Origin of the sequence: Campylobacter sp. CNRCH_2015_0338h (genome assembly GCF_025772785.1) — a bacterium.
Classification (GTDB): domain Bacteria; phylum Campylobacterota; class Campylobacteria; order Campylobacterales; family Campylobacteraceae; genus Campylobacter_D.
This window is the reverse complement of record NZ_JAKMST010000001.1, coordinates 152,327-171,399: the sequence shown is the minus strand read 5'-3', so window position 1 is coordinate 171,399 and position 19,073 is coordinate 152,327. Positions and strand designations below refer to the sequence as shown.

The 19,073-nt window shown below is 30.3% G+C and carries 16 protein-coding genes and 2 pseudogenes; 3 read left to right on the top strand and 15 right to left on the bottom strand.

Translation table 11 applies throughout. The annotated features are described in order from the left end of the window. Positions 1–66: 66 nt before the first annotated feature. The 4 genes and pseudogenes from L8X30_RS07905 to hsdR form a co-directional block, all read right to left on the bottom strand. Positions 67–1,225, bottom strand: a pseudogene (locus L8X30_RS07905) (restriction endonuclease subunit S). Then, positions 1,222–1,866: a hypothetical protein gene (locus L8X30_RS00880; RefSeq protein ID WP_214098601.1), complete on the bottom strand. Its 645-nt coding sequence runs from the start codon at positions 1,864–1,866 to the stop codon at positions 1,222–1,224. The pseudogene L8X30_RS07905 and the gene L8X30_RS00880 overlap by 4 nt, the downstream one beginning before the upstream one ends. Positions 1,867–1,879: 13 nt before the next feature. Next, a complete protein-coding gene (locus L8X30_RS00875) occupies positions 1,880–2,476 on the bottom strand; it encodes a hypothetical protein (protein WP_263678528.1) in 597 nt (198 codons plus the stop codon). A 10-nt stretch (positions 2,477–2,486) separates the two neighbouring features. After that, a pseudogene (gene hsdR, locus L8X30_RS00870) lies at positions 2,487–4,798 on the bottom strand (EcoAI/FtnUII family type I restriction enzme subunit R). Positions 4,799–4,950: 152 nt separating this feature from the next. Here hsdR and L8X30_RS00865 point away from each other — a divergent pair. Beyond that, positions 4,951–6,033, top strand: a complete 1,083-nt coding sequence (locus L8X30_RS00865) for an NAD(P)-dependent alcohol dehydrogenase (RefSeq protein ID WP_263678527.1) — start codon at positions 4,951–4,953, stop codon at positions 6,031–6,033. On the opposite strand, the gene L8X30_RS00860 is transcribed toward L8X30_RS00865, so the two are convergent. Then, on the bottom strand, positions 6,030–6,482 hold the full coding sequence (locus L8X30_RS00860) for a lipocalin family protein (RefSeq protein WP_263678526.1): 453 nt from the start codon (positions 6,480–6,482) through the stop codon (positions 6,030–6,032). The two genes, L8X30_RS00865 and L8X30_RS00860, sit on opposite strands and share 4 nt — an antisense overlap. After that, positions 6,479–6,808, bottom strand: a complete 330-nt coding sequence (gene rrpA, locus L8X30_RS00855) for a MarR family transcription factor RrpA (protein ID WP_263678524.1) — start codon at positions 6,806–6,808, stop codon at positions 6,479–6,481. Before rrpA ends, L8X30_RS00860 begins: the two co-directional genes overlap by 4 nt. Positions 6,809–7,226: 418 nt before the next feature. Here rrpA and L8X30_RS00850 point away from each other — a divergent pair, with 418 nt between their 5' ends. After that, positions 7,227–7,811 carry an NAD(P)H-dependent oxidoreductase gene (locus tag L8X30_RS00850; RefSeq protein WP_263678523.1) on the top strand — a complete coding sequence of 195 codons (585 nt, stop codon included), beginning with the start codon at positions 7,227–7,229 and terminating at the stop codon, positions 7,809–7,811. Here L8X30_RS00850 and L8X30_RS00845 read toward each other — a convergent pair. The 6 genes from L8X30_RS00845 to lgt all read right to left on the bottom strand — a co-directional run bounded on the left by L8X30_RS00845 (position 7,801) and on the right by lgt (position 16,176). Further along, positions 7,801–9,618, bottom strand: coding sequence for a dynamin family protein (locus L8X30_RS00845; RefSeq protein ID WP_263678521.1), 1,818 nt, complete (start codon positions 9,616–9,618; stop codon positions 7,801–7,803). The two genes, L8X30_RS00850 and L8X30_RS00845, sit on opposite strands and share 11 nt — an antisense overlap. Then, the gene (locus L8X30_RS00840; protein WP_263678519.1) at positions 9,608–11,833 is read right to left on the bottom strand and encodes a dynamin family protein; all 2,226 of its coding nucleotides are present in this window, start codon (positions 11,831–11,833) and stop codon (positions 9,608–9,610) included. Before L8X30_RS00840 ends, L8X30_RS00845 begins: the two co-directional genes overlap by 11 nt. Next, a complete protein-coding gene (locus tag L8X30_RS00835) occupies positions 11,811–12,536 on the bottom strand; it encodes a fumarate reductase iron-sulfur subunit (RefSeq protein WP_012661078.1) in 726 nt (241 codons plus the stop codon). Before L8X30_RS00835 ends, L8X30_RS00840 begins: the two co-directional genes overlap by 23 nt. Next, the gene (locus L8X30_RS00830; protein ID WP_066007209.1) at positions 12,529–14,520 is read right to left on the bottom strand and encodes a fumarate reductase flavoprotein subunit; all 1,992 of its coding nucleotides are present in this window, start codon (positions 14,518–14,520) and stop codon (positions 12,529–12,531) included. The genes L8X30_RS00835 and L8X30_RS00830 overlap by 8 nt, the downstream gene beginning before the upstream one ends. After that, positions 14,504–15,283 carry a fumarate reductase cytochrome b subunit gene (locus tag L8X30_RS00825; RefSeq protein ID WP_263678517.1) on the bottom strand — a complete coding sequence of 260 codons (780 nt, stop codon included), beginning with the start codon at positions 15,281–15,283 and terminating at the stop codon, positions 14,504–14,506. The genes L8X30_RS00830 and L8X30_RS00825 overlap by 17 nt, the downstream gene beginning before the upstream one ends. 77 nt (positions 15,284–15,360) lie before the next feature. Further along, positions 15,361–16,176, bottom strand: a complete 816-nt coding sequence (lgt, locus tag L8X30_RS00820; RefSeq protein WP_263678516.1) for a prolipoprotein diacylglyceryl transferase — start codon at positions 16,174–16,176, stop codon at positions 15,361–15,363. A gap of 72 nt (positions 16,177–16,248) precedes the next feature. On the opposite strand from lgt, the gene L8X30_RS00815 reads away from it, so the two are divergent. Then, complete coding sequence (locus tag L8X30_RS00815) at positions 16,249–17,046, top strand: membrane lipoprotein lipid attachment site-containing protein (protein WP_263678515.1); 798 nt, start codon at positions 16,249–16,251, stop codon at positions 17,044–17,046. Here the strand turns inward: L8X30_RS00815 and L8X30_RS00810 are convergent. The 3 genes from L8X30_RS00810 to L8X30_RS00800 are packed head-to-tail and all read right to left on the bottom strand — an operon-like array spanning position 17,033 to position 19,072. After that, complete coding sequence (locus L8X30_RS00810; RefSeq protein WP_263678514.1) at positions 17,033–17,572, bottom strand: hypothetical protein; 540 nt, start codon at positions 17,570–17,572, stop codon at positions 17,033–17,035. The two genes, L8X30_RS00815 and L8X30_RS00810, sit on opposite strands and share 14 nt — an antisense overlap. Then, complete coding sequence (locus L8X30_RS00805) at positions 17,556–18,110, bottom strand: hypothetical protein (protein WP_263678513.1); 555 nt, start codon at positions 18,108–18,110, stop codon at positions 17,556–17,558. Before L8X30_RS00805 ends, L8X30_RS00810 begins: the two co-directional genes overlap by 17 nt. Further along, positions 18,107–19,072, bottom strand: coding sequence for a hypothetical protein (locus L8X30_RS00800; RefSeq protein ID WP_263678512.1), 966 nt, complete (start codon positions 19,070–19,072; stop codon positions 18,107–18,109). Before L8X30_RS00800 ends, L8X30_RS00805 begins: the two co-directional genes overlap by 4 nt. Between the last annotated feature and the right edge of the window lies 1 nt (position 19,073).

The window sequence follows — 19,073 nt, the reverse complement described above, 5'->3', positions numbered from 1 at the left end:
TTAAAAAAATCAAAAATTTTTAACATATCTAGTCCTTATGTTAAAATTTGATAAAAATTTTAACATTTATAATCTTCCCTGAAAAGCTTTATCTAGCAAGGACTTTTTAAGCTCTTGTAGATTTTTTATCTGCATTTGATAGTTTTGCTTTAAATTTTTTACATGAGAAGAAAGCTCATCTAAATACAAAGCGATTTGCTCTTGCTCTTTGAGTGAGGGCATGGGGATTTGTAATTTAGAAAATTCTGTTTTATTTATAATTGGTAAGGTAGTTTGAGAAGCATTTTTTTTAAGAATTTCTTGAAAATAGTTACTTAAGCATACAAAAAATAAATACTTTGAAACAAAAGTAGAATTTGGAATAATGGCATTAATCTGTTGATTACAACTCCCATTAACTCCACTTAATCCTACTTTCCCGATAGAAGCACCTATACAAACTATCAAAATAGTATTTTTCGGCAAATTTCTTGCATTATCAAAACCTACTTTTGATAAATTATCACTTGCAAATTTTATTATCATATCTCCATTTAAATCGCTAGGCTTAAATAGCAGATACTCATTTCCATAAAAATTCGGATTATTTTTACTAGGTGTTGTTCCGGTAATTATTTCTCCAATTTCCCCTAAGCTTTTCCATTCCCAACCTTGTGGGAGTTTGTAGTTTTCCTTAGTATTATCCTTTAAAGGGTTAAAAGCTTTTTGCAAGGCACTTTGCATTAACTCATCTAAATTTAGCAAATCTTGCTCTAAAATTTTAATACTCTCATCTATCTTTGCAAAACTCTCATCTAAAATCCCCACTATCCTTTCTTGCTCTTTGAGTGGTGGAAGTGGAATTTCAATTTGCTTTAATTTTTGCTGATTAAGCTTTCTAACAGTCGCTCCTGTAATATACTTTTCTAAATTAGAATAATTTAAAAAATTTATTTATCAACGTCTCATTATTTGGCTTTAAAATATGCGCGTGATTATTAACCCAATATTTTCCACTCGCAATAAAAGCTGAATTTTCAAAAGCACCCCACTTTGCTCCATCTTCCCCAATTAATACTAATTCTTCATCAAATATATATTTATCAATATAATCAACTATACCCGAAGCACCATAATAAGGATAAATTCCTCTTATTCTATCTTTTTGTGAAATCGGAACTCTTTTATTGTCTAAAATTTCACATATTTTTTCTAATTTATTTATTTTCCAAGTTTTAGTTTTCACTGTTTAATAACCAAATCTGAAGCGTATACACAACTAAGATTATTTATTTGCTTGTATATTGTTGGATTAATATCTGTTAAAACATTAGAAAAAGAAATATTTTTACTAAATCTAACATGCTCAGATATAGTATTAAGACCTATATTACATAATTTTGATGCCAAACAAACAGGTCTTCCTAACCAAATTTCTTTATTTTCACCTCTTTTTCCTGCTTTTTTCACATATACCGTTTCGCAATCTATACCTATCCTAATATTCATATTTAATTTTTTATTAAATAATGTATTTATAATTGCAGCTACATATATTCCATTGCTTTTTGAATTATTTCCATCAAATAATGCAAATCCGCCATCACCTTGTATATCAATATATTTAGCATTATGTAATTGGAAAATTTCCACTAAAGCTCTTATATATGGTATTTGAATATTTAATGCTTTATCAATTTGTCCTATAGCCATTTTTGTCGAATTTTCCATATCCACAAATACACATGTAACATCATCTATAACAGCAACTTTATTGGTTTCTAATTGGATATTATTTGTATTTATGGTGTTGTATTTTTCAAATTCAATATTTTTAGAAGTTGTTATTTTGTTATATAACTCATTTATTTTTTCTATATAATCCATTCTTGCTCCTTTTTTAAAATATTTTTATTATGATGGAAAAAAATTCTATAATTATAATAATAAAAAAACATATAAATAACAGCGCTATGTAAAAAAATGAATTTAAAAAGCATTTATGTTTATTTAAGGTAATTAACGATAATACACAAATTTGATTTAGTAAATCATTGATAAATTTATCATTTTGAATTTTTTCTTTTTCTGTATTATCATTTAAGTCTCTAATAATAACCTCCATTAATTCTTTGCTGTTAATTCTTGCCAAATCTTTAAAGAAATATATATTACACGGATTAGAATTGTTTTTTGATTTTGTAAAATACATGTATATACGAACTAGAAAATTATATTTTTTCTCTTTATTATTTAAAACAGGCTTAAAAGATAATAACAACTCAAAAGCAGCCCATAACAATATTATTAGCATAAAATTTACAAGCACTCTGATATCTGCATAGCTATTTGATGATTGCAAAAATCTAACACCCATAACTATAAAAGCCACAATAAAGACTAATAAAATATTATTTTTGGTTTCTGCAAATTTTAGTTGTTCAAAGATATGCTTATGAATATCTAAAATTCTTGAATAAATTTCTTTGTGTTCCATTTTCTCTCCCTTAATTTAAATAAATCTCCCTTTGTAAATCATCAATGCATTGTTTTAAATTTTCCATACCTTCAAATTCACTCACTAGCTCTTTTACGCTACCTAAAGAGCTAAGATCTATAAGTGTTTTTAACCCGCTATCAAAGTCTTTTATGCCATACTCTTGATACCTATCTAGTAAAAACTCCACAAGCTTTAAGGCTTTTTCTTTTTGGAAGCGTTTTAAAAATGCACTATTTTTTACATTTAGCACGCGTTCATGGCGTGTTTTTATCTCGCTGTTAAAGCTTAAGTGTGCTAGCACATCATACACATCGCAGTCTTTTTGCTCAAAAATCACTGTCAATTCTTCCAAAACCTGCTCGCTTATGCGGTCTTTTTCAAGTTTTTGTAAAAATTATTTCCTACTTGCTTGGTTACTCCAAATCTCGCGTAACCTTGTCTCATCGTTATAAAATTCTGCTAATTTTCCTACTAAAAATTCCAAAAATTCTTTTGTGCTAAGTGGCTTGTCGCTATCTCCTATGTAGCTTGTCGTTATATCAAGCACTTTTAGTTTGGTGCCTTTTAAATGCACGGTGACTTCTTTTTGCTTGGTTGTTTCTTTAGGCTTGCTTTGCTCTCTTTTGTTTTGTATGGTTTTTACTTCGGTTTTTTCTTCATCTTTGATCTGCTCGCCATCCCATTTAGGATCATAAAAAAGTCTTGTTACTCCGGTAAAATCTAGTATAGTAAAAAAGTCTTTTCCCTCATACACCCTAGTGCCTCTTCCGATGATTTGCTTAAATTCTATGATAGAACCTATATTTGCCAAAAGCACTATGTTGCGGACATTTCTAGCATCTACTCCTGTGGTTAGCATTTTAGAACTAGTGAGTATCACAGGATAGCTTTTGTCATTATCTTGAAACTGCTTTAAGTACTCAAGCCCTATTTTACCCTCATCACTTGTAACCCTCACGCAGTAATCATCTCTTTTTACACTTTTAAATTTATCAATGGCTCTTTTTACTTCGCTTGCGTGGGCTTGGTTAACACAAAAGATGATGGTTTTATCCATAGGGTTGATGAGCTTTAAAATTTCTTTAGCTAGAAAATCGTTGTATTGAGGTAAGTGAATATTTCTTTCAAATTCATTGATCTTATAAAAGCCTTTTTCTAACTCACCTTCTATGATATCATCAGGGTTATACACATAGCCTTCACTAAGCGTAGTCGTAACACGCTTAACTTTATAAGGAGTTAAAAAGCCATCTTCTATGCCATCTTTAAGACTATACTCATATATACTCTCACCAAAATACCTATAAGTATCTACATTATCGCTTTTTTAGGCGTAGCAGTAAGCCCTAAATGCGTAGCCGATGAAAAATACTCTAGCACCCCTGCCCAGCTACCTTCTTCATTCGCTCCACCTCTGCGACATTCATCGATGATGATAAGATCAAAAAAGTCTTTGGGGTATTGTAAGTAGAATTTGCTTTCTTGTTCTTCATTAACATTTTCTTGTTCTTTTGAATTTGAAGCTAGACTTTGATAAATTCCAAAAAACACATTTGCACTTGTAGGCACTCTGCCATTGTTTTTTCTCAACTCTTGCGCACTCACTGCCACACAATCACCCTCTATGGGATTAAACTCTCCTAAAGCTTGATCTCTTAAACTTACCCTATCACATAAAAATAATATCTTAGGTTTTTTATCTTGATTTGTTTTATTCCACCTAGCTTCAAGCAAACGATAACACAAAGCAAAAGCTATGGTGGTTTTACCTGTACCCGTAGCAAGAGTGAGTAAAATTCTATTTTTACCATTGATCAAAGCTTCTATGACTTTATCAACTGCGATCTTTTGATAATATCTTAATTCTTTTTGGGGTATGTATAATTCTCGCTGCGATAAAAGCTTGTGTTGCCATTCTTTTAAATTTCCGTAAATCCTAGCAAAAAGCTCACTTGGGGTTGGAAATTTTTCTATATACTCACCGCTTGAAGTTTTTAAGTTGTATTCATAAATTTTATCGCCATTAGTGCTATATACAAATGCTACGTTTAAAATTCTGGCATATTCTATGCCTTGAGATAAGCCATCTAAAGGATCTTTGCTTTGTTTTTTAGCTTCTATGATAGCAAGATTATTGTTTTGAAATTTCAACAAATAATCTGCAAATTTTCTTTCGCCTCTTTTATTTCCTATAAGCTTACGCCCATCAGTAAAATAATAATTTCTTATGATATTTTCTTCACTCCAAGAGCTAGCGTGAAGTTTTACATCTATGAGTTTAACTCTAGTATCATCTTCTGAAAAATGCTTAAGTTCCATGGCTTCCTTATGGATAAAAATTTAAATAATTATACCATAAAAATCAAACCAAAACCCACAAACGCACCTTAAGTATAGTATCTTACTTCATTTTCCCTATTGCAATAAAAACCTAGCTTTATTATAATTTCAAAAATCACAAAGGAGAGAAAATGGACTCAAAAATCTTTTTAGAAAATGGTCGTGTTAAAAGCAAAGGTTATGCTATGCTTAGCAAGGATTCTAAATTCACCCCTTTTGAATTTACACGCCATAAAGTAGGCAAAAACGACATCTTAATCGCTATCAAATACGCAGGAATTTGTCATAGCGACATACACACTGCAAGAAGCGAATGGGGCGAAGCAACCTACCCTTGCGTACCTGGCCATGAGATAGCAGGAGAAGTTATCGCAGTGGGTGAAAATGTGAGTAAATTTAAAGTAGGTGATTTTGCTGGAGTTGGGTGCATGGTAAACTCATGCGGAGAATGCGAAGCATGCAAAAAATCTCAAGAGCAATTTTGCGAAAATGGTAAAACCATCTACACTTATAACTGCAAAGATGTATTTCATGATAATGAAAACACCTATGGAGGCTACTCAAACAACATCGTAGTAAGTGAAAAATTTGCTATCAATGTACCAAAAAATGCTCCGCTTGACAAAGTAGCGCCTTTACTTTGTGCAGGCATTACTACCTACTCACCGCTTAAATTTTCAAACATCAAAGAAGGCTCAAGCGTAGCCATAGCAGGTTTTGGTGGACTTGGTATGATGGCAGTTAAATATGCTGTAAAAATGGGTGCAAAAGTAAGTGTTTTTGCAAGAAATGAGAACAAAAAAACAGAAGCTTTAGCTATGGGTGTGAGTAATTTTTATACTAGTACAGACAAAAGCGTGGTAAAAGAAAGATTTGACCTCATCATCTCTACCATACCAACCCCTTATGATCCGCTAGCTTATATGGATTTATTAAAATTTGGTGGTGAGATGGCTATAGTAGGATTACCTCCACATGAAGTAAGTCCTAGCATTAACATCATTCACTTTGTACATAAAGCAGGTAAAAAAGTATATGGCTCGCTTATTGGGGGCATTAAAGAAACTCAAGAAATGCTTGATTTTTCTTTAGAACATGGAATTTATCCTGAAATTGAACTCATCAAACCAAGCGAGATTGACAAAGCTTATGAAAATCTCACTTCAGGAAAAGCCAAATTCCGCTATGTAATTGATATGAGTGCAGAAGATTAATGCTCATCAAAAATCACATCGCTAGTATCAAAACCTCTTTGCTTGGCTATTTCAAGCAAAGAGTTTATTTGCTCTTTTGCTAAAATCTCTCTTGATAAAATCCAAAGATATTTTTTATCAGGACTACCTACAATAGAAACTTGATAATTTGTATCAATGTAAATAATCTCATAATTTGGCTTGTTAAAAATATTCATAAATATACTAAATTTAACCGCTAAAGATCTTGGAGATTTTACCCTAGCTTTGCCATTTGCTTGAGAGATTTCTCCATTTTCTTTTGTGCATATATTTTTGACTTTAATTATAGGCGTAGAGCCTTCATACTCTAGCTCATATTCTGCCTTAGCACTTTTGCAAGTTTTTTGAAAAAATGCAGGTTTTCTAACCATTTCTAACCATGTACCCATGTATTTTTCTAAATTTATACCATCTAATAATTCTATCATTTTTCTTCCTTTTGATTTGCCTCACCCCAATCACACATTGCCTGTAAAATAGGAATTAAACTTTTGCCTTTTTTAGCAAGACGGTATTCTACTTTTGGAGGGATTTGTGGGTATTCTTTACGCGTGATTAAATCATCATTTTCAAGCTCTCTTAAAGTATGTGTTAAAGTCTTAAAAGAAATATTGCCAAGATATCTTTTAAGTTCATTATATCTTACAACTTCATAACGAAACAAACAATACAAAACACTCATCTTATACTTTCCCGAAATCAAAGATAAAGTATAATTAAATCCACATTCTGTAAAATCGCACTTTTCTTCCATATACTTTCCTTTAATATAGTATTATGTTTTTTTATATTATAATCCAAAATCATTTTTTATCAAAATGAAAACACATTAAAAAGGATTTCGATGGATTTCATCACAAATCTTATCATTGCTGCTATTGTTGGTGGTGCATGTGGAGTTGTGCTTCATTTATGGAAAAAGAAAAAAGAAAAAGACAGTAGCGAAAAATAATACGTGAAGCAAAATGCTTCACATTGATTTAATTTATAATATATTTCAGCATATTCTAACTTCAAGATCAAAAAGTAAAAATACTTATTCTATACATTCTGCCTTAAGAGTATAAAAATATAATTACACTTTCTTATAGTATAGTATCTTACATAAATTTCAGTATTGAAATAAAATTATAGTTAAATTATAATTTCAAAAAAATGCAAAAGGATAAAATATGCAAAAGGTATTATTATTAAACGGTTCAAAAGACTTTGGACACTCTAAAGGAAGACTAAACACAAGCTTACATGAGCTTGCACTTAAAACCTTAAAAGATCTTGGTTTACAAATCCAGCAAACACATATAGATCAAGGCTATGATACAAACGATGAAGTAGAAAAAATTCTAAATGCTGATGTTTTGATTTGGCAAATGCCTGGTTGGTGGATGGGAGAACCTTGGATAGTGAAAAAATACATTGATGATGTTTTTACAGCTGGACATGGAGTATTTTATAAAAACGATGGTAGAAGTCATAACGAACCTACTAAAAATTATGGCACAGGCGGGCTTTTAAAAAATAAAAAATACATGCTTTCACTAACTTGGAATGCTCCAATGCAAGTCTTTGATGATAAGAATGAATTTTTTAATGGAGTTGGGGTTGATGGAATGTATTTACACTTTCATAAAGCGCATGAGTTCTTAGGTATGAGTGCTTTACCTACTTTTATAGCTAATGATGTAATCAAAAATCCTCAAGTACAAGAATATTTCACAAACTATAAAGCACACTTAGAAACAATTTTTAAAGCTTAGAAATTTGAGATTTGATGCTAGAAATCATTGATTTTTTAGCCTCAAATTCACTTTTTAAATTCAAAATAATCTGCCTTTTAGCTTCTGCAAAATCGACAAAGCTTTGCATATAATTTTTATAAATTTTTAAAACTACAGGCTTATTTAAAAGTAAATCTTCAAATTCATACACATTAAGCTCAGTTAATACTCTTTGATGTACTTCACTTGCTTTTGGATGATACAAGCTAAACTCAGTGCTATCAAGCTCGTAAAATTCTTTACTCGCATTCATTTTAGCGCTAAAAAATCCCAAAGTAAGTTTAGTAGCGCTTTCATAATTTGCTAAAGCTTTTAGATTAAGCTTTTCTAAAAATAAATCAAGTTCAAGTTGGCTTTTAAACAATAATTGCTTAAAATCTTTTAAAAAAAGCTCCTCGCTAGCACTAGCAAAGCTTCTAAAACTAGCAAATTCTTTTTCACTTTCTAAGGCATTTTCTTTTTGTAAATTTGAAAATTGAGCCTTAAAAAGCAAAATTTGCTCTTCTAAATGAGTAAAAAATAAAGAAAAATCATCTTTGATTTGACTAAATTCTAAGGCGATTTCATTTTTTAATCTTTTAAATTCCTTATTCATTGCTTCAGAATTATAAAACATAGCCAAAAACGCATCATCACTTGAAAGATACGGTGCTTTATAAGCAACTTTTTCATAAAGATTTTTCTTAAATAAACCCTTGGCTTCCCTGTAATAACTACTATCTTTTTCTTTAATAAATTTTAAAATTTCTTGGGCGATTTTTTCTCCAACAAGTTTTAATTTATCTAAACAATTATGATTTAAAATTTTGATTTTTTGCTCTAGTTTACTTACTTTGAAAGTTTGCAAAATAGCATTAAATTTAAGCTCTAATTGCTCTAGTGCATTTTGAAACAAATCATATTGATTTGACAAAAGCTCGCATAAATTACCAAGTTTTTCTTTAATAAAATCTTTTTTAATACGCTCATAATCAAGTTCTTTTAAATACTCATAAAGTAAAGGTAAATTTGACTTTTGTAAATCAAATTTTGCTTCTTTGCATGAAATTGCGATGATTTTTTCAAAATACTTATCAAAAACCAAATGCGCATAATTTAAAACATTTTCTAGCTCATCTTGACTTAGCTTATCTTTTTGATTTAGCACGCAAATCCCACCACGCTCTAAAAGCTTAGTATTTGCTTTTATAGCATCTTCTTCACTTTTTTTACCTGCATTATCAATCAAACTAAGCCAAATAGCACTATGCATAAAAGAAAGCTCTTTAAAAGTAGTTAGCGTGTCGGTGGTGTTTGCATTTAAACCTGGGGTATCTATAAGCGTGATATCTTTTAAAAGCTCAATAGGCGCAAAAAGGTGCAAACTTTTAGTTTCCTTTAGCTCATTTCTTTGATCGCTAAATTTAGAAAGCTCGTCTATATCTACAATCTCATCACTACCATCTTCATATTCAACTCTTAAAAAATACTCCTTAGCATAACGTAAAAAAGTAGGCTTAAAAGTCACTGGCACCACACCTGTTGGCAGGCATTCTTTTTGTAAAATTAAATTTAAAAGCGTGGATTTACCGCTAGAAAATTGCCCTATAATGGCCACATTAATGGCTCTTTTATAGCTAGCTATAATCATCTCAAGATCTTTTAAAAAGACATCATTTAAATGCAAACTTGGCTCTAAAAATGCATTTTTAATCGCTAAAATTTTTCCTTCAAAACTATCATCAAAGCTTTTACAATAAGCATCTTCATAAGCTTTTAAAAAATCATTAATCAAATCATTTTGCATTTAAAAGCTCCGTTTTTAAAGTCTTTAAACTTTGTAATTTTGCATTATTTTTTTCTAAGAGCTCTTTGGAGTTTTGCTCATTTTGTTCTATTTGTAAAATCAAGTCTTTTAAGTCTTTGATTTGTTCTTCTTGTTCTTTTTCGTATAAATTTAAACTAAGCTCTAAATTAGTAAAAAATTCTTGATTATTTTTTAAATCTAGGGCGATTTTTTCTATATTAAACGTTTGTAATTTTTCTAAAATTTGATTTTCTAAAGAGCTTTCTAGTTTATAAATATCTTGTGTAGATTCTAAATTTTTTAAAAGCTCTGCTTTTAATGTCATAAAAAGATCATTAGTTAAAATACTTTCTATTTTTGCTTCAACCTTGCTTTTAAAATCATCACAATTTTGCTCTAAAATAGCTTTTAAAAAATCATATTTCACACTTAGTGTGGTCTTAAACTCATTAATCTTATACTCACTTTGCTGTTTTAACTCTCTTAAAAGATCAAAAATTCCATCTTTTAAAGTCGTATCGATGATAGTATTTAGTCTTTGAGTGTTGTTTTTAATTTTATTATTTTGATTATATTTTAGCTCATCTATAAGTTTTTCTTTTAATTTCTTAGCTAGTAAATGCAAAAGTGTTAAAATTTCTTGAGTATTTTTATCTTTTTTATTGAAAATAGCACTTAGCTCTGCTTTTACTTGCATTAATTTTTCTTTTTTTGCTTTAAAATCATTGATAATAGTTTGATTTTGCTTATCAAGCTCAAAGTTTTCATAATTTAGCATTTTATTAGAAAATTTAATTTTTTCTTCTATTTTTTCTAAATGTAATAATAATTCTTTTTTATAAGCACTTAGAGCAATTTTGTTTTTATCATATAAGCTTTTAGCTATAAGTTCTTCTAGTGTTAAAATATTGCTTTGCTCTAAATTTCCACCTTTTTTTTGATAAAAATCATTAGCTAGTTTTGAAGAAATACACACAAAATCCACATTATCTAATAATTCTTGGCTAAGCTGCTTTTGTACTAAATTTTCTTTGAGTTTATTTTTAGTATAGTTAATTACTTCTTGCAAGTCTTTTTGACTAAGCAAATCAGCCTTAGTAAGCACAATCAAAAGCTTACTTACCCTTGAAGCTAACAAACATTCTATAATAAAATCACAATCTTTTTGGCTAAGACTTTGAGAAGCATTCATAAGGTGGATTAAAAAGTCAGCTTTACTTATATAATCTTTTGTTAAAAGTTCTCTTTGGATAATAACATCATCAAGTCCTGGAGTATCAACTATACAAACATTATCTTTTAAAAAATCAAGCGATGAAAAAAGCTCTATTTTTTTAATGAGTGCTGAAATTTTGTTTTTTGCACTAGTGTAATTTTTTAATTCTTCAATTTTTATTTCTATATTTTTATTTTCTTTTTTGATATATTCATTTAGATTAAAATTTTGTTCTAATTGTTTTATAAGCTCTTGCATATCTTGATTATCTTTAGAGCTTTTTAAAATATCTTGCCATTCTTCTTTACTCCAAAAATATATCTTAGTTTTTTGCTCTTTGCCGTATTTTAAAACACTCAAATTTGCAGTTTCAGGCACATTAGATACACCTAAAAAATCTTTTTTTAAAAGTGCATTTAGCATACTTGATTTACCTGCATTTACCACGCCCGTTACTGCGATAGAAAAATCAATATTACTAAATTTAACCAAAGCTTCTTGTAAGAGTTTTTGAGCTTTTTCATCCTCGCAAAGCTCTTGTAAGTTTTGATTAATGAGATCTAGTGTTTGATGTGAGTTTTTAACTTCTTGCTTGTAATCTTTTTGAATGACTTTTTGTCTAGATACAAAAGCATATATTAAAGTATTATCAGTGATTTTTTGAAGTTTTTCCAAGGATTTTAAAAGCTCGTTTTTATCTAAAATTCCTAAATTTAAAGCATTAATAAAACAAACCTGTGCATACTGAATACCATAAAGATCTAAGCGTAAATTTAAACTTTTCATCAAACTTTTAAATTCATTTAAAGCACTAAATCTTTCATAATTATCAAGATTAGTACTTAGAAGAATTGCTGCTTTTTGAGCATCAATTAAACTTTCATCAAAAAGTGTATTTGTATCAAGATAAACACTATGATTTTGCCAAATTTGTTTTAGTAAGGTTTTAAGAACCCCCTTTTCTTGGGGGCTAGGATTATTTGTTTCTTTGAGCGACAAGCTGTCTTCTCATATAAGCGATTTTACTTTGTAAAGGTAGTTCTTTTGGACAATTATCTTCACATGCAAGTAAAGACATACATCCAAATACACCATCATCATCGCCCACTAATTCATAAAAATCTTCTATGGTTCTGTGATCATGTGGATCTTGTAAATATCTAGCTGTTCTCAAAAGCCCAGTAGCTGCGATAAAGTCGGGTCTCATTAGCTTAGTCGCACAAGAAGCAACACAAATTCCACACTCTATACAACGATCAAGTTCAAAAGTCTCATCAGCAACTTCTGGCTCAATACGCTCTTCAAGTTTAGAAATATCTGTTTCTTTTTCATTATGTACCCAGCTTTCAACGCGTTTACACATACCATCAAACCACTCACCTGTATTAACACTCAAATCTTTAATATGTCTAAATGCAGGTAAAGGCATAAGTTCTATAACGCCATCTGGATAGTCTTTTGTCAATGTTTTACAAGCAAGTTTTGGCTTACCATTGATCATCATAGCACAGCTTCCGCAAATCCCTGCTCTACATACAAAGTCAAAACTCAAATCCGCATCCATTTTTTCTCTGATTTGAGTTAAGCACACAAAAATCGTCATAAATGGAGTTTCTTCAAGCTCATAAGTAACAAAATGAGGCTTAGAAATTTTACTTAATGGATTATATTTAAATGCTCTTATTGTTAATTTTCTACTCATAATCAACTCCTATTCTTTGATTTGGTGCTTTAAATTTAGCTTGTAATTCATAAGGCATTAAAGCATGTTGAATTTCATATCTACCTTTGCCTTCTGCTTCCATTTTTTCACGGATCGCATCAACTTCAGCTTGGCGTTTTTCACTTAATGGGTTTTCAATGATATTTCCTTTAGCACCATAACCTCTAAATGCAGGTGGAATTTCCATTTTCATAATGTCAAGATCTTCATACTCAACTCTAGGCATACTTTCACCTTCTACCCAGTAAGTATTTGTTCTTTTCATCCAATTTAAATCATCTCTTTTTGGATAATCTTCTCTATAATGAGCCCCGCGGCTTTCTGTTCTTAAAAGCGCACCATAAGCAACACATAAAGCAATTTTTAGCATTCTTGGAACTCTATAAGCTTCTTCAAGCTCTGGATTTGCACATTTTAATTCTTTATCATGTACTTTTAGATCAAGTGATTTTTGATATAATTCTTCAAGCTCTTTAACCGCTTCTTCAAGACCTTGGCCTGTTCTAAAGATAGCTACTTTTTCCCACATAATGTCTTTCATTCTATTTTTGATTTCAAATACATCATGTTTTCCTTCTTTGCTAACAAGAGATTTTAAGTAATCATACTCTTTAGAAAGGAAAGATTTAACAATATTTGTATCAATATCATTACCATTTTCTTTACAATATTGTGCAAAATAATCCCCCACGATCATACCTGCAACAACAGTTTCTGAACATGAATTTCCACCCAAGCGGTTAAATCCGTGCATATCCCAACAAGCTGCTTCACCACATGCAAAAAGACCATTTAGCCATTGGCTTTCTCCGGTTGGTTTAGTTCTAATACCACCCATTGAGTAATGTTGCATAGGTAAAACTGGTGCCCAGCCTTTTGGACCCTCATCAGCAGGATCAATACCATTAAATGTTTTACAAATATCTTGAACATCGCGAAGATTTTTTTCAACATGAGCACGACCGAGGATAGAAATATCAAGCCATAAATGATCTCCATAAGGGCTTTTTACACCTTTTCCTTTTCTAATGTGCTCCATCATTCTACGACTTACAACGTCCCTACTTGCAAGTTCTTTTTTCTCAGGCTCATAATCAGGCATAAAGCGGTAACCATCAACATCTCTTAAGATACCACCATCGCCTCTACAACCTTCAGTTAGTAAGATACCACTTGGTACGATTGGAGTTGGGTGAAATTGCACTGCTTCCATATTTGAAAGTCTGCAAAGTCCAGTTTCAAGTGCAATAGCAGCTCCTGTACCTTCACAAATAACAGCATTTGTAGTTTGTTTATAAATTCTACCATAACCACCTGTTGCAATCATAGTTCCTCTAGCAACATAAGCAATTAATTCTCCATTGGTTAAATCTCTAGCAATAGCTCCTAAACATTTTTTACCATCATGGATAATTCTTACTGCTTCCATTCTATCAATGATTTTAACTTGATGTTTAATCGCTTCATTTGCCACACCATATAACATACAATGCCCTGTTGCATCAGCGATATAACATGTTCTCCATTTTTTAGTACCACCAAAGTCCCTTGCATTTATAAGACCATGTGCTTCTTCTTTTTCTTCAATGGTGGTTTTTTGAGCATTGATAACTACAGTTCTAGGTCCTTTTGTAACCCTAGTCCAAGGCACACCCCAAGCAGCAAGCTCACGCACAGCTTTTGGAGCAGTTTGCGCAAACATTCTTGCAACTTCTTGATCACAGCCCCAGTCAGAACCTTTTACTGTATCAGCAAAATGCACATCTTCATTATCTCCCTCGCCTTTAACGCTATTTCCTAAACTCGCTTGCATACCACCTTGTACAGCAGCCGAGTGAGATCTTTTAACCGGACAAATACTTAATAAAGTTACACTTTGACCACTTTTTGCAACTTCAATAGCAGCTCTTAAACCTGCAAGACCACCACCGATAACTAAAGCATCACTATATTGTATGTTCATATTTAGCTCCATCATAAGTTTTTACTATTTGCGCTACAGAGTTGTTTTGGTAATTATTAAAGCCTATTTTTGCAAAAGCAGCTAAGCTTAATACACCTAAAACTAAGAAGAAAATACTAATAAACCATTTTGCTTTTTTAAGTTTTTTACGACTTTCTTTTGCATCTTTACCTTCAAACCAACCCCATTTTACACATAATCTATAAAGACCAATACTACCATGCAACTCAACACAGATTAATAAGGCAATGTAAAATAACCACATAAAATGGCTCACTACTCTATCACCTGACATATCAGCACTGATTTTATCTGCATTAGTAATGATAAAAATTAAGTGTGCAGAACCCAAGAAAAACATTACAAAACCGGTTGCAGCTTGAACCCACCATAAAGATGAATCACCATGATTCATATATTTTAAGTGTGTTCTACAAAGTTGGTATTGTCTGAAATTAATAGGGAATTTTCTCATTGCAAGACCTGCATGAACAAAGAAAATAACCAAAACACAGGCAGCTAAGAAAGAAGTGATGTAGCTCATCATAGGGCTATTAATGATAAATTTTAGTTCTAAAAAGTGAACCACTGAATCAAAAAAATCATCACTAACCAAAATGGTAGAAACGAAAAACATATGTGCCCACATAAACAAGCCTAAAACCAAGCCTGTTGCACTTTGAATATAGTCAAGTTTTGCTGGCATTTTGCTTTTTTTGCCATCAATACTCTTGCCTAAAAAACCTTCAATGAGTTGGCTCATATTTACTCCTTTTAAAAGTTGATAAGTTTTAATATCGGAGCAATTATAGAACTTTTATTCTTAAAATAAATAAAAATTTATAAATTTTTTTTAATATTTCTTAAATAAAAAGATAAAAAAAGTCCTAATAAAAACATTAATAAGCTCAATATCTGACCCATACTCATACCAAAAGCAACAAAGCCTATACCAAAATCAGGCTCTCTAAAAAACTCGCATACAAAGCGCGCTAGGGCATATAAAATCGTATAGTAAGCAATCAGTTCTCCATTGTATTTTTTATATTTTTTTATTAGTAATAAAATAGCAAAAACCACAAAACCTTCTAAAAATGCTTCATAAAGCTGCGATGGGTGACGCAATATCCCATCTACATAAATACCCCAAGGTACTTCCGTAGCTCTACCAAATAATTCTTGATTTAAAAAATTTCCAATACGACCAAAAATATATCCACATGGTACACTAATAGCAACTAAATCTAAATATTTCCATAAATTTTGCTTATTTTTTTTACAAAAAGCATAAGTTGCTATTAAAAATCCAACAACAGCTCCATGATAACTCATACCCCTAATCCCTACAAATTCTCCATTATAAAAGGGATTAAAAATTTGCCAAGGATGTGTAAGATACCATAAAGTATGCGCATCATAAATTAAAATATAGCCTATTCTTGCACCTAAAATCACCCCTATTTCTACCCATATAAAATAGCTATCAAGCATAGCTTTAGAAATTCCCATATTGTCTTTAATCGCATAGTATTTTGCAGCCATTAAAGCAACAAGCAAGGCTAGCACATACATAATGCCATACCAATGCAATTTTAAACCAAAAATTTCAAAAGCCACTACATCAAAATTTGCATAAATATTTTGCCAAAATTCCATAAAAAGCCCTTATTATAAAACATATAATATAGCAAAAAATTGTTATAATTATAAAAATCACAAGGAGAGAAAATGAAAAAAATATTATTATTTTTTAGTATAATTTTATTTTTAAGTGCTTGCACTGGCAACCAAAAAACTTATTATATTTCTATGCCAAATTTTAAAAGCACTTTTGAAGAACATAACCACACAAATGCTAATAGCCCTAAAGTCAAAATCAATGATGTAGAAATTATAAAAAGTACTTTTTATAGTTCATATTTTGAGCAATCTACTCTAAATCAAAGAATCAACAAAAGCTTGGAATTACTCAAAAAACAACTTTTAGAAGATAGCAAAGCATTGCTTCAAAGTAAAGGATATATTATAGATAATGAAAATCCTGATTATGCTTTTAATATAGTTATCAATGCTAGTTTATATGAAGATAGGGTTACAAGAAATTCAAGTCTTGGAGGCGATAGCGTGGAATCTTCTTTTATGATTATTTTAGAAGCTCAAAGTCATTTAAATAATTTACACCAAGAAGATACTTTCCAAAGTACAACAAGCTCAGCAAAATTAAATGATCCTATTGTTTTAAATTATCCTATAAAAGGACAAGCAAGCATAGAAAGCTTTAGAGAGGTATACAGTGCTGTTCCTACTCAACTTAATGAAAGTCTTGCAGCAAGTGCTTTAGAAATTGATAAAGTTTTTGTTGCTTTTTATAAAGAAATCACATCTAGTTTAAAAACTAGCATAAAAGAAATCAAAGAAGAACCAAATACACAAGAAAACTCAGAAGTTCAAGATGTAAAACAAGATGATAAAAAAGAAGAAAAAGCTACTCCTTATCAAAATAATGAAGTAATCATTTTTGAATAGCTTGTGCGTAAAACACTTTGATCTTAAATTTAAGATTAATGTGTTTTTCTTCAGATTTAAACTCTACAGGAGTGCTAACTTCTATTAAATTTTTATATCTTTGCAAATCATTTAAAAAAGAATAAAAAGCTTGAGGATTTTTCATCTTTACATTAGCTCCAAACTGATATTTTAGATACTCTTGCTCTTTTTTAATAGGAATGAGATTGATTTTAACATCATCAAAGTAATTTTTCATAAATTCCAATAATTCTTTTTGTGAAAATTCTGTATTGATTTGAGCTAAATTTTGTGCATTCACCTTTTGAAACTCATCAATAACTTTTTCTAAAGCTTGCAACTCATTTATTGCTTTAGTGTTTTGAATTTGCTGGGTTGCTAATCTTGAATGTTCGATTTTATAATCTTTCAAAAAAGGCACGATTAAAAATAAAATCAAAATCGCACAAAGTGCTACAAATGAAAAAGAATAAATCAAGATTTTTAATACATCAGCTTCTTCTAAGCTCTTATCGTTTTTGCTCATACATTTCCTCTGGTATAGTGATATTTACACTTACAAAGCGATACCACCCATTTTCTAATTGATAATAACTTGTTTGAGAATTGGAAAAAATACTTCTTAATGGAGCCTCTAATAGCAATGCAAACATTTCTTTAGTAGGTGTAATGCCTCTTAAAATAAGCGATCTATCTTCCATTAAAACTTCATCTAAAGATATGTTTTTAGGCACCAAGGTAAAAAGATTTTGAATACTTTTTAATAAAACTTTATTTTTACCGTTTTCTTGTTCTTGCTCTAAATCTCCCAAAATCAACTCTGCTTTATCATTTTGTCTTACTAATTCTTGATATTTAAGCTTATTAGCATTAATTTGTGCGATAATTTGAGCTAATTCTTCTTTTTTATTATCAAGTTGTACAGACGCATAATAGCTTTTAAAAACTACCACAATAAATACTACAAAAATCAAAGCAATACTAATACTAGTAAAATAAATCCAAATTCTAGTAAAAAGATTAAAAACAGGTTTTATCTTAGGTTTGATTAGACTATATCTCATAGTTTTAAGTCCTTCACCATAAGTTCATTCATCAAATTTAAAGTATCTACAAGTTCTACTTTAGGTTTTATAAAAAGCTCATTTTCTAAATAATCAAGCGAGGTCGAACTAAAACTTTCCTCATCAAAAATCACAATTTCTTCCAAAAAGCTATTATCATACAAAGGATTTTGATAAAACTCTTTTACACTTGAGATGATGTATTCTATCATTTTCATATCTGAGCTAAAATTTTCTAAAGATTCCATAGGAAGCTCTTCTTTTTCTTCATCTAATTCCTCAAGTTTATCAAGCTCTTGACTCATTTCTTCTAAACTTTTTAAGTCATAATTTTGCTCATTTTCTTCTTCTTGATTTTCATCATCAATTTGTAAATCAAATTCTTCTTTAATATCATCAAAAAAATCATCTTCATCATAATTTTGACTAGCTATACTAAAATAACTTCCAAACAATATAGCTTCATTTTTACAAATTAGCATCGCAACAAAATCATGGTATCTATATACATAAAGGCCAATTTTTTCTTCAAAACCTCTATTTGTCATACAATGATAAAGCAAAGAAAAAGGCGAATAAAGTAAATCTAAACCACCAAAAGCCTCATAATCTTGCTCATATGAGCTTAAAGAATGATTAGATGCATACAATAAGCCATTATTAAAAGAAATACATTTGACACTACTTGCATCAACACCAAAATTAGAAAGATCTTTAAAATTTAAGCTTGGCACAACGCCTTGGGCAATAGGAGTAAAAAAAGTACATATATAATAAATTTGAAAATCTTTAGTTAAATTTTTTACATATTCTATAGCTTTTTCTTTATCTTCAAAGCTTTTTTCAAAAGTATCCACAGCTTGGGATTTTTTCCAAGTATGACATCTTATAATGTATTGTTTTTCATCATAGCAAATACAAACTAAAAGTTGTAAAATATACTTTCTAAAAAAAGATAACATA

Bases quoted from the DNA above. Each gene is read 5' to 3' on its own strand.
- L8X30_RS00880 (WP_214098601.1), bottom strand. From the start codon at position 1,866: ATGGATTATATAGAAAAAATAAATGAGTTATATAACAAAATAACAACT.
- L8X30_RS00875 (WP_263678528.1), bottom strand. From the start codon at position 2,476: ATGGAACACAAAGAAATTTATTCAAGAATTTTAGATATTCATAAGCAT.
- L8X30_RS00865 (WP_263678527.1), top strand. From the start codon at position 4,951: ATGGACTCAAAAATCTTTTTAGAAAATGGTCGTGTTAAAAGCAAAGGT.
- L8X30_RS00860 (WP_263678526.1), bottom strand. From the start codon at position 6,482: ATGATAGAATTATTAGATGGTATAAATTTAGAAAAATACATGGGTACA.
- rrpA (WP_263678524.1), bottom strand. From the start codon at position 6,808: ATGGAAGAAAAGTGCGATTTTACAGAATGTGGATTTAATTATACTTTA.
- L8X30_RS00850 (WP_263678523.1), top strand. From the start codon at position 7,227: ATGCAAAAGGTATTATTATTAAACGGTTCAAAAGACTTTGGACACTCT.
- L8X30_RS00845 (WP_263678521.1), bottom strand. From the start codon at position 9,618: ATGCAAAATGATTTGATTAATGATTTTTTAAAAGCTTATGAAGATGCT.
- L8X30_RS00835 (WP_012661078.1), bottom strand. From the start codon at position 12,536: ATGAGTAGAAAATTAACAATAAGAGCATTTAAATATAATCCATTAAGT.
- L8X30_RS00830 (WP_066007209.1), bottom strand. From the start codon at position 14,520: ATGAACATACAATATAGTGATGCTTTAGTTATCGGTGGTGGTCTTGCA.
- L8X30_RS00825 (WP_263678517.1), bottom strand. From the start codon at position 15,283: ATGAGCCAACTCATTGAAGGTTTTTTAGGCAAGAGTATTGATGGCAAA.
- lgt (WP_263678516.1), bottom strand. From the start codon at position 16,176: ATGGAATTTTGGCAAAATATTTATGCAAATTTTGATGTAGTGGCTTTT.
- L8X30_RS00815 (WP_263678515.1), top strand. From the start codon at position 16,249: ATGAAAAAAATATTATTATTTTTTAGTATAATTTTATTTTTAAGTGCT.
- L8X30_RS00810 (WP_263678514.1), bottom strand. From the start codon at position 17,572: ATGAGCAAAAACGATAAGAGCTTAGAAGAAGCTGATGTATTAAAAATC.
- L8X30_RS00805 (WP_263678513.1), bottom strand. From the start codon at position 18,110: ATGAGATATAGTCTAATCAAACCTAAGATAAAACCTGTTTTTAATCTT.
- L8X30_RS00800 (WP_263678512.1), bottom strand. From the start codon at position 19,072: ATGTTATCTTTTTTTAGAAAGTATATTTTACAACTTTTAGTTTGTATT.